We start from the raw sequence: 13,135 nt of genomic DNA on the forward strand, positions 1-13,135 counted from the left end.
TCAGGACCGGAACCGGACCACCGGGGCTACGGAAACAACAACACCGGCGAACCGTTTCCGGTCGCCGGTGGAAGTTTCAGGATGTCAGGCCGCGGCAGCCGGAGAGCGAGAAGCTCGTACGGCTGCGGCAAGTCGGAACATCCGGTGCATGCCGGCCAGAGTACACGACCTCGCCCACCGTCTGTCCAGCAATTCCCCGCACCCCCGGCGTGTCACACGCCGAGCAGGTCTCTCAGCACGGCGCCCGAGCGCGACCAGGCCCACTCGTCCTCGACCCACTTGCGGCCCGCCGCGCCAAGAGCCTCACAGTGCCGGGTGTTCGCCAGCAGCTCGCTCAAGCGCGCTCCTACGGCAGCTGGGTTGTACGGGTCGACCAAGTACCCCGTCGTCCCGTGCAGCACCGTGTCGGAAGCCCCACCGGAATCCCCCACCACTACGGGCTTTCCGGTCGCGGAAGCTTCCAGCGTGACGATCCCGAGCGCCTCCGGCTCCAGCCCGAACCGCCGCGTCCGGCACGGCATCGCGAACACGTCCGCCGCGTCGACGTACGGCGGGAGGTCGGCCCACGGAACCGGCCCGGTGAACACCACCGCGTCGGACACCCCGGTGCTCACGGCCAGCTCCTCGAGGTACTCCCGGTCAGGCCCGCCGCCGACGAGCAGCAGCGTGGCGCCCGGCACGGACCGACGAACGCGCGGCCAGGCCCGGATCAATGTGTCCTGCCCCTTCCGGCGGATCAGCCGCGAAACGCACGCGACCACCGGAACACCTTCCAGACCGAGTCCCTTGCGGACCTGTTCTCCACCACACCCAGGCGTGAACCGGGTGGAGTCGACCCCGGGCGTCAGCCTGCGTACTCGTCCGGCGGCCGCCGGTGACAGTGCAGGCACGATCTGCTCCTCGCACCACGACGACACCGTCGTGACCGTGTCCGCGGCGTCACCGATCCTGCGCAACGCCCGCCGGGCTCCGGGTACGCCGGCCCACCACGTCTCGTGCCCGTGCGTCATCGCGACGATCGTCCGCGCGCCGGCCCGCCGCAACGCCGGACCCATCAACCCGAGCGGTGCCGCCGCCCCGAACAGGACCCGGTCGGCCCCGTACTCCCGCATCACCTGGACGGCGCGCTTCGTGACCCGGGCCGTCGGCAACAACATCGACGACCGGTCCCGCACGACGGGGAACGGCAGCGTCGCGTCGTACGCCGCGTCGCCCGGCTCGCGGGACGTGTAGACGACCACCTCGGGCAGCTCGTCGCACAGCGAACGGACGAACGTCTCGATCCCGCCCTGCCGCGGCGGGAAGTCGTTGGTGACGACGAGAACCGTCATCGGGGCGCCAGCGGCGGAACCGTGCCGCCGTTCTCGGCCGCCCAGGCCCGGCCCATCGCGATCCGCTCCGGCGCGGTCGGATGGCTGGCGAACATCCAGTACCGCCAGCGGCTGGGCTCCAGGCCGGAGATGTTCCGCACGGCCAGGTCGTGCTGCATCGCGACGAAGTTCCGCGGGTCGTTCGTCAGCCGGAGCGAGTGGTAGTCGGCGCGTGCCTCGATCTTGCGGCTCACCAGATTCTGCACCGGGCTCGCCAGCGTCGTACCGGCCACGATCAGCGCGACCAGGACCGCCACACGACGCGGGTCAGCCAGCCGAGGCCCGAGCAGCAGGTACAGCAGCGTGATGCCGAACGCCGTACCGAGTACGCCGATCAACGTGCCGTGCAGGACATCGTCCTCCGCGGCGTGACCGAGCTCGTGCGCCACGACGAGCCGGACCTGCGCCGGCGGCGTGTCCTTCAGCAGCGTGTCGTAGACGACCAGCCGCCGGGTCGAACCGAAGCCGGACACGTACGCGTTGAGTGCCGTGGTCCGCTTCGACGCATCCGCGACCAGCACGTCCTTCACCGGCACGCCGTCCTCGGCCGCGAGCTTCAGGAAGTCGTTGCGCAAGGCACCGGCCGGCATCGACGTGAACTTGTTGAACCGCGGCTCGACAAGCACCGGGTACGCGAACGACACCCCGAGCACCAGCAACGCCGCGACGATGGCCCCGGGCAACCACCAGCCCTGCGGCCGGCGTTTCGCCACCGCGATCAGGACGATCGCGAGCACCGAGACGCCGAGCGAGGTGATCGCCCAGTTCACGCCGCGGTCCCACACCCACAACCGCCAGTTCTCCACCGCCAGGCCGTACTTCAGGCTGACCCGCTGGGCGAGCACGTCGGTCGGGACGGTGAGCAGGTTCGTGATCAGGGCGATCCCCGCGACCGTGACCGGTACGGCGAGGACCCACCAGCGGATCCGCAGAGCGTCGTACAGCCGGCGGCCGAGCGGGCTGAAGCCGATCACCAGCGGGACCACCACCGAGATGATCCAGGACGCCGTCGACCACCGGAGGATCTCGTGGCGGAACGCGTTCTGGCGGGCGATCTCGGCGGAGGTGAAGTCCAGCGCGGCGTCCGGTGCGGGCAGGTCGATCAGGTGCCAGGGCGTGGTGACGGCGATCGTGAAGACCAGCGCGAGTGCGAGCAGACCGCCCGCGGCGCGAGGCGCCCACGGACCGGACGTTGCTCTAGGCACCGGCGAGCCGTTCGAGGTACTTCTGCCACTCGGCGACGAACTCGGCCTCGGTCATCCCCAGCACCGACTTGAACGCGTCCGCCAGCCCGGCCGACGTCGTCGACGCATGCACCGCGCGGTAGAACCTGACCAGTTTGTCCTGCCCCTCACGCTCGGCGATCAGCCGACAGGCCAGCCACGCCGACTCGTACGCCTGCGGCAGCTCGGTCGCCGACGCCGCGAACGCCTCCGGCGACGGCAGCGAAGCCGGCACATGCCCCGCCCGGACCGCCTTGAACAGCTCCTTCGCCGCCGACTCGTCCTGCACCGGCACGGCGGTGAACGCGACGTAGTCCGCGAAGCCCTCGGCCAGCCACAGCGGCACCGGAGAAGCGGTGGCTGTCGACGCGACGTGGGTCGTCTCGTGGGTCAGCACGATCCGCCGGCCCTGCTTGCCGAGCTCCTCGAACAGCTTCGGATTGGCCACGATCCGCACCGGCGCACCGACGGCGGGCGTGTCGAGCTCGGCCATCGTGACGGCCGCGATCTGGGTATAGGTGTTCGGCTGGGCGCCGAGCACGTTCTCCATCTGGGATTGTTTGGCCGGCAGGTAGACGACCACCTTCTGCCGCCAGCCCTTGCCCCACACCTTCGTGACCGACTCGACCGCCTTGTCCGCGACCGACACGTAGCTGCGCGCCTCGGCCTCCGACTCGAGGCTGATCACCAGGCTGTGCTCGCCCTTGGCCAGCTCGATCGGGCCGAGCGCCCAGACCGGGCGACGCTGTCCCGCCACGAACCGCTCCGAGAACGACGCGGCGTACGTCTTGCCGTCGCGGGTCACGAAGGTCACCGGGAGCGTCTCGCGGGCGGGTTTCACGTCGTACCCGGCGAGTTGCCAGGAGACCTCGACCTGCGCGAGCCAGGACTGGGTCCCGCCGAGCTCCGCCTGCCGGTCCGGTGTCAGCGCGGCCGCGTCGTCGCTCACGTAGCGCAACTGGAATGTGCCGAGCGGGAGCGTGGTGAGGTTGCTGTAGATCGTCCGCGCGCTGGCCCGGAACTGCGTGGCCTTCGGGTCGATCGTGTTCAGGAACTCGGTACGGTCCTCGTTCTCCACCGCGTCGGTCATCTTCTGCAGGACCGCCTCGCCGGCGACCGCCCGCTGCACACCGGCCTGGGCCTGGTCGGGCGTGGTCGGCGTCGACTGCGGCGCCTGGCCCGCGCCGGGAGCGTTCGGGTCGGCGGGGGCGTCGGCGATGTGCTGCAGGCCGGCGTACCCGGCTCCGGCGACCAGGCAGACGGCGACGCCGAGCGCGACCTTCTTCAGGATCGGCGCGAACGGCGGACGCTGCGGCCCGTCAGCGCGCGACTCCGGCCGGTGGTCGATCGGCTCCCGAGGGTCACCGGTAGACGGGATCACCGGCAGCGGAACCGTATCGCCCTGTTCGTCGATCACCTCGGCCCTTCGCTGCTCACCTGCCCCGACCAGGCGGAACACTACGTGCCTCCTCCGACCCTACGGCACCGCCGTGAAAAGCCGCGGCTCCGGGGGACCCCCGGAGCCGCAGAGTATGTCAAAGGTCGCAGGTCAGCCCGGACGGACCGCGGTGTTGTACGGGTTCTCGTCGAGCGGGGCGATCTCCACGCTCTTGCCCGGACGCGGGGCGTGCACGATCCGGCCGTTGCCGAGGTAGATGCCGACGTGGCTGATCGGGCTGAAGAAGAAGACCAGGTCGCCCGGCATCAGGTCGGACTTGCTGACCCGGCGGCCCTCGCTGGCCTGTGCCTTCGAGGAGTGCGACAGCGAGACGCCGGCCTTGCCCCAGGCGTACATGGTCAGGCCGGAGCAGTCGAACGAGTTCGGGCCCGTGGCGCCCCATACGTAGGAGTCACCGAGCTGGGCGAGCGCGGCGTTGATCGCGATCTTCGCGCGGCCGCTGGCCGGGACGTTCGGCAGGTCCTTGTCGTCGCCGGTCCGGTCGCCGTTGCGGGTCGGGCGCTGGTTGCGCGCCTCCTCCGCCTCCTTGGCGTTCTCTTCCTCGATCCGCTTGCGCTCGGCCTCGCTGAGCTTGTCGAGGACCTTCTCGGCGGCGTCGAGCTTGACCTGGATCTGCTTCTTGAACGCGTCCTGCTTCGCCTGCACGGCCTGCAGCGCGGACAGCTCGGTCTGCTCGCTGGCCTGCAGGTCGGTGAGCTTGCCCTGAGCGACCTGGTAGCGACGCAGCGCCGAGTTCTGCTGGCCGGCGAAGGCCTGGGCGGTGGACGCCTGGCTGAGGAACTGGTCCGGGTTGCTCGACAGCAGCAGCTGCGCGGTCGTGGAGATGCCCGACGTCTGGTACCCGGCCACCGCGAGGGAGCCGATCTGCCGCTTCACCGAATCCACCTGGGCCTGCTGCTTGGCGATGCCCGCCTGCAGGGCCTTCACCCGGGCGGTCGAGGCGGTGATCTGCCCGCGCAGATCGTTCGCCGACTCGCCGGCCTCCTCGGCCTGGTGCTGGAGCGCCGCGATCTGCTTCTTCGCCTCGTCCAGCGTGGGCTTGGGGTCGGCGTCAGCCGCTCCCTGGATGAAGATCACTCCCGCGGCGACGGCGGTGCTGGTGATGGCGGCGAGGGCGATACCCCTGGTGCGGTTGATGCGTCCGATGGACACAGCCCGGTCGGTCCCTTCCTCTGCTCGCGCCGTCCCCGTTGATCAGGCCCTCCGCACGGACTCTCGGTCCGCGGATCCGCCGGATCACTCCCTCGGCTTGCCGCTGCCCGGTCGGCCGGAGCGGCCGACACCCTGAGGCAACGAGAGGTAACAGTAGTGACCGTTTCGTGACCAGTGCAATTCGCCCCTCGGGTTTGATCGAAAATTAACGCAGAGGTGGCGCGGAGAGGTGGTGCCGTCGCGAGCGTCGTCCCGCGGAGTGCTGGGCAAGGCGGAGGAGGGAGGCAGGACGGAGTCCTTCCGACCGACGACAACGCCGCCCAGTGCCCGCGGGGCGGCGCGCAGCAGGCGCCATCTCTCCGCGTCACCTCTCAGGCCGGGCCCGGCCAAACGATCGTTTCGCCTTCGTCCGTAGGGGTCCTGACGGCACGGGACGGTCAGCCGGTCTGCTCCTCCGGCGCGTCCTTCGGCTCGATGCTGTTCACCGCGTGCACGAGGCGCAGCGGCGGCACCAGGCCGGACTCGGCCAGCGCGTCGAGCGCGGCCTTCTCGTCGTCGTCGATGCGCAAGCTGCCGGACCGTTCGGCCGAGAACCCGAGCACTACGGTGACAACGCAGTCCTGGCACCCGGGACCCTTCATCACACACGCGTCGCAGTCGATCAGCACAACATCCTCCAAGGGGGGGAAGCACCCGGACTTGCATCCGGCTGAGAAGGACGCTAGAGACCCCCGCCGACAATTTCTGTGGTCAGGCGCGGGCGATGCGTGCTACGAGGCTGCTCGCGGTGAGCGCGCGGGCACCGAGTTTGACGATGCTGTCGGCAACTTCGCGGTCGGTGGAGACGACCACGACCGGGCGGCCGGGCGGTTCGGCGCGGACCAGTTGCCGGATCACCTCGTCGGCGATCACCCCGGCCGGACTGAACCGCACCCGCACACCGCGAGGTGGATTCAGCTGGACCGGCCCGGACAGCTCCGCACCGTCGAAGACCACGGTGACCTCGACCCGCCGTTGTGCGACCAGCGCACCCAGGGCGGTGACCAGCCGCTGACGCTGCGAATGCAGTGGCGAGTTCGGCCAGGCGGTCTTCGTCACGTTGTAGCCGTCGATGATCAGGTGCACCTGCGGCAACGCCAGCAACTCGTCGAAGAGCGCGGGGTCGTCCTCAGGCGCCGTACGGCCGACAGGCGCGGCCTCGGGCTCGGAGCCGGCCACCGTGTCCGCGGGACGGAGCTCTCCCCCGGGCGGCAGAGCCAGCTCACGGCGCAGACCGCTCGCTGCCTCGAGCAACGTGTCCAGCAACAGCCGGGTACGTGTCGACGCGAGCTCCCGCTCCTGTCCCGCCGTACGCCGGGCCGCGTGCTCGATCGCCTCCAGCTCGGTGATCCGGGCGCGGAGCTTGCGCAGCTCACGGTCGACCTCGGCGCGCGCCGCGTCGACGCGCTCGTCGGCACTGTCAGCCTCCTTGGTGCGTTGCTCGACCTCCGTCTGCAGACCGGTGATCCGCTGGCGGGCCTCGTTCAGCTTGCGCCGGAGCGTGACGTTCTCGGCCTTCAGCTCGTTGACCTGTTCACGAAGCCGTTCGCGCACCTGCCGGGTCTCGGTGCGCGCCTGGTCGAGCTGATCGGCGAGCCGGTTCACGGCGTCGGTGTCGGCCTGCGGGTTCTCCACCGGGACCTGGGCGGCCGCGGCGATGTGCTGCTCCCAGTTGTCCGGCCGCAGCAGGTACGCGAGCGCGGCGACCTCGACCGGGTCCGCGGCCGGGACCGGGACGCCTTCGGCCACCGCGTCGCCCAGCTCCGGGTGCTCCCGCCGTACCTCGAACGCCACCAGCCGGCGGAAGTGGTCGTCGGTCTCCAGGATCGGCCCGAGCACCGAGGCCGACAGCTTCGCCCGTTTCGCCGGCGCGAAGCTGGCGAACCGGCGCAGCGGGGCCGGGATGTCGGTCGCGGGCAACTGACCGAGTGCGTGCGCGGCGAGGGTCAGGACGCGTTGCCGGACCGGTTCAGGCAAAGTCGTAGCGGCGGAGCTCGCGGCGGTGCCTGCCTCAGTCACCGGTCCGCAGTCCGGCTGGAACGACGACCTGGCAGCTGCTGCTGGACCAGTGACGCAGACCACAGCGAGCGGGCAGCGGGCCCGGTTCCGCGGTGATCGCCTGTGTACGCATACCGAGAGCGTAGTCGACTCTCCTGCGTGTCACCTGCGGAATTGTCGGTGGCGGCTCCTAGCGTCGTGGCCATGACCAGCCCAGGGCATGCGCCGGCCCCGGATCCGTTGATGCCGATCCGCGGCGTGCAGCACAGCTTCGACGACCTCGGCACGCCGCTGCACGCCATCACGTTCTGCGTCGTGGACCTGGAGACGACGGGCAACCCGCCGGGCGAGGGCGGCATCACCGAGATCGGCGCGGTCAAGGTGCGCGCGGGCGAGGTGGTCGGCGAGTTCCAGACGCTGGTCAGGCCGTCGGAGTCGATCCCGGCGTTCATCGCGGTGCTGACCGGCATCACGAACGGGATGGTCGCCGCCTCGCCGCGGATCGAGTCGGTGCTGCCCGCGTTCCTGGAGTTCGCGCGCGGCTGCGTGATGGTGGCGCACAACGCGCCGTTCGACATGGGCTTCCTGAAACACGAGAGCCTGGTGCACGGGTACGACTGGCCCGACTTCACCGTCGTCGACACCGCGCTGCTGGCCCGCCGGGTGATCACCCCGGACGAGGCGCCGAACTGCAAGCTCGGCACGCTGGCGAAGCTGTTCCGGACGACGACCACACCGAACCACCGCGCGCTGTCCGACGCCCGCGCGACCGTCGACGTGCTGCACGGGCTGTTCGAGCGGGTCGGGTCGTTGGGCGTGCAAACTCTGGAGGACCTGCAGACGTTCTCGTCCCGGGTCGCACCGGCCGTCCGAGCCAAGCGCCACCTGGCCGAGTCGTTGCCCCACGCACCGGGTGTGTATCTGTTCACCGACGACCGCGGCGAGGTGCTGTACGTCGGGAAGTCCAAGGACCTGCGCACCCGCGTCCGCTCGTACTTCACCGCCTCCGAGACCAGGAACCGGATCGGCGAGATGGTCGGTATCGCCACCGGCGTCCGCGGGATCGAGTGCGGGACGCCGCTGGAGGCCGAGATCCGCGAGCTGCGGCTGATCGCGGAGCACAAGCCGCGGTACAACCGGCGCTCGAAGTTCCCGGAGCGGCAACAATGGCTGAAGGTCACGGTCGAACCGTTTCCGCGGTTGTCGCTGGTCAAACAGGTCCGGGACGACGACGCCGGGTATCTCGGGCCGTTCAGCTCGCGGAAGACGGCCGAGCGGGCGATGGCCGCGCTGCACGAGGCGTTCCCGATCCGGCAGTGCACCGCCCGGATGTCCAAGCACCCCTCGTCGTCGCCGTGCGTGCTCGCGGAGATGGGCCGGTGCGTGGCGCCGTGCGACGGCCGGATCTCGATGGATTCGTACGGCGAGTTCGTGACGGCGCTCCGCTCGGCGCTGACCGTGGACCCGACACCGGTCGTCGACGCGCTGGACCGGCGGATCGACCTCCTGTCCGCGGACGAGCGGTTCGAGGACGCCGCCGTCCACCGCGACCGGCTGAGCGCGTTCGTGCGCAGCTCGGCGCGGATGCAGCGGATGGCGTCGATCACCGGATGCGCCGAGATCTGTGCCGCCAGGCGGACCGACGACGGCGGCTGGGAGCTCCACGTGATCCGTCGCGGGCGGCTCGCGGCGGCCGGGTTCAGCCCGCGCGGCACCGACCCGCGGCCGCACCTGGAGATGCTCCGCGCGTCGGCCGAGACCGTGCTGCCCGGCATCGGGCCGGTCGCGGCGGCCTCGCCTGAGGAGATCGAGCTGATCCTGCGCTGGCTCGAGCTCCCCGGCATCCGCCTGGTCGAGATGGACGGCACCTGGACCTGCCCGGTGAGCGGCGCCGGCCGGCACCTCACCCGCCTCGACAACTCCCACTCCGACCAGCACCATCACCCCACCGAGCGCCGCCGCCACCTGCGCCCGCTGGGACCGGCCCGGGTGGGCTAGGCCTCGATGAACTGGTAGTCGGTCAGGATCCGGCCGTCGGGAGCCAGCTGCAGGAGATCGATGCCGATGGCAAGCGGCTCGCCGCCGCCGGCCGGGACCATCGCCCAGCGCAGCTTCACCAGGTCGCCGAGCGCGGCGGCGTCGCCGTGCCGCACGAACTCGTACTGGCCGGGGGCGACGAAGTCGTCGTACGCCCGGGTCACGCGCCGGACCAGCTCCGCGTGTCCACGGGCCTCCAGGGTCGCGGTGACGCCGATCTCGGCGGCCCGCTTGACGATCTCCTCCGGCGGCTCGAGCAGGTGCACGCCACCGTCGGTCCACAGTTCCTCGACCGCCGTCGTGCGGGCGTCGGCGTCGGCTTCGTTCCAGACTGCTACATAGCGATTCGCGAGTTCTTCCGCTGCGTTGTTGTTCACGTCCACGACTTTGCCGGGGGCATCGATCGGCGGCAATTCCCTGCTGGGTATGGACTGTCGGTGGCATGGGTTAGAACTGCGGCATGGCATCCGAACTGTCCACGGGACTGCGGTCGTGGCGCACCCGCCGGCGGGTGAGTCAGCTCGAGCTGGCCGTCCGCGCGGGGACCACGCAGCGGCACGTCAGCTTCATCGAGAGCGGGCGCTCCGTGCCCGGGCGCGACATGGTCATCCGGCTCGCCGAGTCGCTCCAGGTGCCGCTGCGGGAGCGCAACCAGCTGCTGGTGTCCGGCGGATACGCCCCGGCGTACGACGAAACGCCGTACGACTCGCCCAGTCTCGGCGCGATCCGGACCGCGCTGGCCGGGATCCTCGACGGACACCATCCGAGCCCGGCCGTCGTGGTGGACCGGCGCGGCGACGTGGTGCTCGCGAACCGGTCGTTCCACGCGCTCGTCGCCGGTGCCGCGCCATACCTGCTGGAAGCGCCCCTGTCAGTGCCGCGGCTGTTCCTGCACCCCGACGGGCTGGCGCCCCGGATCGTGAATCTCGCCGAGTGGTCGTGGCACGTGATCGACGGGCTCAGCCGCGAGGCCGCCCTGGTGCCGAACCTGGAGGCCGACGCGCTGATCGCCGAGCTGGTCACGCTGATCCCGCCGCGTCCTGATACCGGGCCGGACCACCTCGGGTTCGCCGTACCGCTGCGGCTGCGATCCTCCTCCGGGGAGCTGCGGCTGATCACCACGCTGACCCGGTTCGGGACGGCGATCGACGTGACCGTGTCGGAACTGCGGATGGAGGCGTTCCTGCCCGCCGACGAACCGACGGCGGCCGCGCTGTGGGGACTCGGCCGCGACTATGCTTCAGCAGGTTGAAATGTGAGTGTTCTGAGGAGAGGACGGCATGGTCACCGCGATCGTGTTCATCAAGGCCGACGTCGCACGGATCCCGGAGGTCGCCGAGCAGGTGGCGGCGATCGACGGCGTCAGCGAGGTGTACTCCGTGACCGGCGGGCTCGACCTGATCGCCCTCGTCCGGGTCGCGCGGCACGACGACCTGGCCACCGTCATCCCCGAGCACGTCAACCGGGTGCCGGGGGTGCTCAGCACCGAGACCCACATCGCCTTCCGCGCGTACTCCAGCCACGACCTGGAGGCGGCCTTCAGCCTGGGTCAGGAGGACGGTGTCTGAGACGTGGTCCGAACGGATCAGACTGACACGAGCTGAAGTTACGGTGAACACATGAACGTCCGGGGTCAGTTCCATGCCGAGCAGGTCCGCGCAGTAGCGCCGGCATCCCAGCGAGGACGCGGATGAGCAACCCACCCGCCGGCTGGTACCCCGACCCCACCGGCCAGCCCCACACCATCCGCTTCTGGAACGGCGAGAAGTGGACCAACAAAACCAAACCCGAACACGAGGCCCCGGCCGAACAGGCCGACCCCACCCCCGGCCAACCACCCCAGGCCGCCCCCGAGGCAACGCCAGCCCAGACCACGGGCAAGACTGCCCCATCTGAGCCCAAGTCCCCCCAAACGCCACCCGCCGAGGCCGCGCCGAGCAAGGCTGCGCCATCCGAGGCCGGGCCGAGCCAGGCTGCCCAGACTCACTCTGAGCCCAACCAGCCTGCCTCGCCCCAGCAGCCAGCCCAACAGCCCTGGCCTGCGCAGCAGCCGGACTCTGCCCAGGACCCGTCTTGGCCCGTGCAGCCGGACTCCGGCCAACAGCCGTCCTGGTCAGCCGAGCAGGAGCCAGCCCAGCAGCACACCTGGTCGGCGCAGCCAGACGAGCAGCAGCAATCCTGGCCGGCACAACAGCAGCAGCCTGCCCAAAACCAGCCCTGGCCGGCACAGCAGCCCGACAACGAGCAGCACCCCTGGCCCGGACAGCAGACGCCCGCCCAGAACCAGCCCTGGCCAACACAGCAGTCCGACGGCCAGCAGCAAGCGTGGTCCGCCGACCAACAGCCATGGGCAGCAGACCAGTTCACCTCCTACGAGCAGCCTGACGCTGACCAGCAACAGCCTCAGCCCACCCAGCAGCACCCCACTGCCAACGACACCACGCAGCAACAGCCCTGGTCGGCAGACCAGCAGCCCTGGTCACCAGACCAGTTCAGCTCGTACGACCAGCCCAACGCCGACCACAACCAGCAGCCCTGGCCCGCCCAGCAGCACCCGGCGGCTCAGAACCAGCAAGAGCCCTGGCCCGGCCAGCACCAACAGCCCGACCAGCCCTCGACGCCCCACGACACCACCCAGCAGCAATCGTGGTCCGCCGACCAGCAGCCATGGTCAGCAGACCAGTTCACCTCGTACGAGCAGCCCGACGCGGACCAGAACCAGCAGCCCTGGCCTGCCCAACAGCAGCCCGCAGGTCAGAACCAGCAACAGCCCTGGCCCCCTCAGCAGCAACAACCGCACGAAGCCCAGGGCGAGCAAGAGCCGTGGCCGGGACAGCAGCAACAGCCTGACCAGCACTCCACCCCGCACGACACCACCCAGCAGCCGTGGTCCGCGGACCAACAGCCATGGTCGGCAGACCAGTTCACCTCCTACGACCAGCCCGACGCCGACCAGAACCAACAGCCTTGGCCCACCCAGCAACAGCCGGACACTCACATCCAGCAACCGTGGCCAGGCCAGCAGCCAGGCACTCAGAGCCAGCCACAACCGTGGCCGGGCCGGCAGGAGCCGGACGCCCAGGACCAGCAACCCCCGTGGCCGGGTCAGCAGCAACAGCAGCCCGACGCTCAGAACCAACACCAGCCTTGGCCTGCCCAGCAGCAGCCGGACCAGCACTCCACGCCCCACGACACCACCCAGCAGCAGCCGTGGTCAGCGGACCAGCAGCCGTGGTCGGCACACCAGTTCAGCAGCTACGAACAGCCTGATCCTGACGCCGAGCAGACTCAGCAGCAGTCGTGGTCCGCCCAGCAGGACTGGTCTCAGCAACCGACCGCGCAGGGCTCCGGCTCCCCCGACCTCGAGCAGACCCAGCAACAGCCCTGGTCAGCCAACCAGCAGCAATCCTGGTCGGCCGACCAACAGCAGCCGTGGAGCGCCGACCAGCAGCCGTGGGCGCCGGACCAGTTCACCGCGTACGACCAGCCCACCGAAGACCACCAGCCCCAGCCGCAGCCCGACCAACTCCACTCCGAGCAGGTCGCGGCCGACAACTGGAACACGCAGCCCCAAGAGCCAGCACAGCACCAAGCGACGCCGCAGCAGGGCTCAGCCCAGCAGGGGACGACTCAGCACGCGACGGCTCATCAGCAAGGGGCAGCTCAGCAACCGACTGATCAGCAGCCAGGGGCGCAGCACCCAGGGACGCAGCAGCCAGCGGGTCAGCAGCCAGCGGGTCAGCAGTCGACGGGTCAGCAGCCGACGGGTCAGCAGCCGACGGGTCAGCAGCCGACGGGTCAGCAGCCGACGGGTCAGCAGCCGACGGGTCAGCAGCCGACGGAGCAGCAGCCGACGG

Annotated in this window: 10 protein-coding genes and 1 pseudogene; 4 read left to right on the forward strand and 7 right to left on the reverse strand. The window is 70.3% G+C overall.

Annotated features, from left to right (window positions below; all coding sequences use genetic code 11):
* Positions 1-212 precede the first annotated feature (212 nt).
* From ABZW60_RS24050 to ABZW60_RS24075, 6 genes are all read right to left on the reverse strand, one after another.
* Entirely contained in the window at positions 213-1,331 is a 1,119-nt protein-coding gene (locus ABZW60_RS24050) for a glycosyltransferase family 4 protein (RefSeq protein WP_355480257.1), read from the reverse strand.
* Positions 1,328-2,575, reverse strand: coding sequence for a M48 family metallopeptidase (locus tag ABZW60_RS24055; protein ID WP_355480259.1), 1,248 nt, complete (start codon positions 2,573-2,575; stop codon positions 1,328-1,330). The genes ABZW60_RS24050 and ABZW60_RS24055 overlap by 4 nt, the downstream gene beginning before the upstream one ends.
* Positions 2,568-4,052: a hypothetical protein gene (locus tag ABZW60_RS24060; protein ID WP_355480261.1), complete on the reverse strand. Its 1,485-nt coding sequence runs from the start codon at positions 4,050-4,052 to the stop codon at positions 2,568-2,570. The genes ABZW60_RS24055 and ABZW60_RS24060 overlap by 8 nt, the downstream gene beginning before the upstream one ends.
* A 90-nt stretch (positions 4,053-4,142) precedes the next feature.
* Positions 4,143-5,204, reverse strand: coding sequence for an NlpC/P60 family protein (locus ABZW60_RS24065; protein ID WP_355480263.1), 1,062 nt, complete (start codon positions 5,202-5,204; stop codon positions 4,143-4,145).
* 437 nt (positions 5,205-5,641) lie between these two features.
* On the reverse strand, positions 5,642-5,872 hold the full coding sequence (locus ABZW60_RS24070; protein ID WP_355480265.1) for a hypothetical protein: 231 nt from the start codon (positions 5,870-5,872) through the stop codon (positions 5,642-5,644).
* Positions 5,873-5,954: 82 nt separating this feature from the next.
* Positions 5,955-7,220, reverse strand: a complete 1,266-nt coding sequence (locus ABZW60_RS24075) for an NYN domain-containing protein (protein WP_355480267.1) — start codon at positions 7,218-7,220, stop codon at positions 5,955-5,957.
* 225 nt (positions 7,221-7,445) lie between these two features.
* On the opposite strand from ABZW60_RS24075, the gene ABZW60_RS24080 reads away from it, so the two are divergent.
* A complete protein-coding gene (locus tag ABZW60_RS24080; RefSeq protein ID WP_355480269.1) occupies positions 7,446-9,239 on the forward strand; it encodes a DEDD exonuclease domain-containing protein in 1,794 nt (597 codons plus the stop codon).
* Here the strand turns inward: ABZW60_RS24080 and ABZW60_RS24085 are convergent.
* Complete coding sequence (locus ABZW60_RS24085; RefSeq protein WP_355480271.1) at positions 9,236-9,655, reverse strand: hypothetical protein; 420 nt, start codon at positions 9,653-9,655, stop codon at positions 9,236-9,238. The two genes, ABZW60_RS24080 and ABZW60_RS24085, sit on opposite strands and share 4 nt — an antisense overlap.
* Positions 9,656-9,738: 83 nt before the next feature.
* On the opposite strand from ABZW60_RS24085, the gene ABZW60_RS24090 reads away from it, so the two are divergent.
* The 3 genes and pseudogenes from ABZW60_RS24090 to ABZW60_RS24100 form a co-directional block, all read left to right on the forward strand.
* Complete coding sequence (locus ABZW60_RS24090; RefSeq protein ID WP_355480273.1) at positions 9,739-10,530, forward strand: helix-turn-helix domain-containing protein; 792 nt, start codon at positions 9,739-9,741, stop codon at positions 10,528-10,530.
* Positions 10,531-10,558: 28 nt separating this feature from the next.
* Positions 10,559-10,846, forward strand: a complete 288-nt coding sequence (locus tag ABZW60_RS24095; protein ID WP_355480274.1) for an Lrp/AsnC ligand binding domain-containing protein — start codon at positions 10,559-10,561, stop codon at positions 10,844-10,846.
* A 122-nt stretch (positions 10,847-10,968) separates the two neighbouring features.
* Positions 10,969-13,135: pseudogene (locus ABZW60_RS24100) on the forward strand (hypothetical protein); the annotation flags it as partial.

This window comes from Kribbella sp. NPDC003557 (assembly GCF_040610805.1).
GTDB lineage: Bacteria > Actinomycetota > Actinomycetes > Propionibacteriales > Kribbellaceae > Kribbella.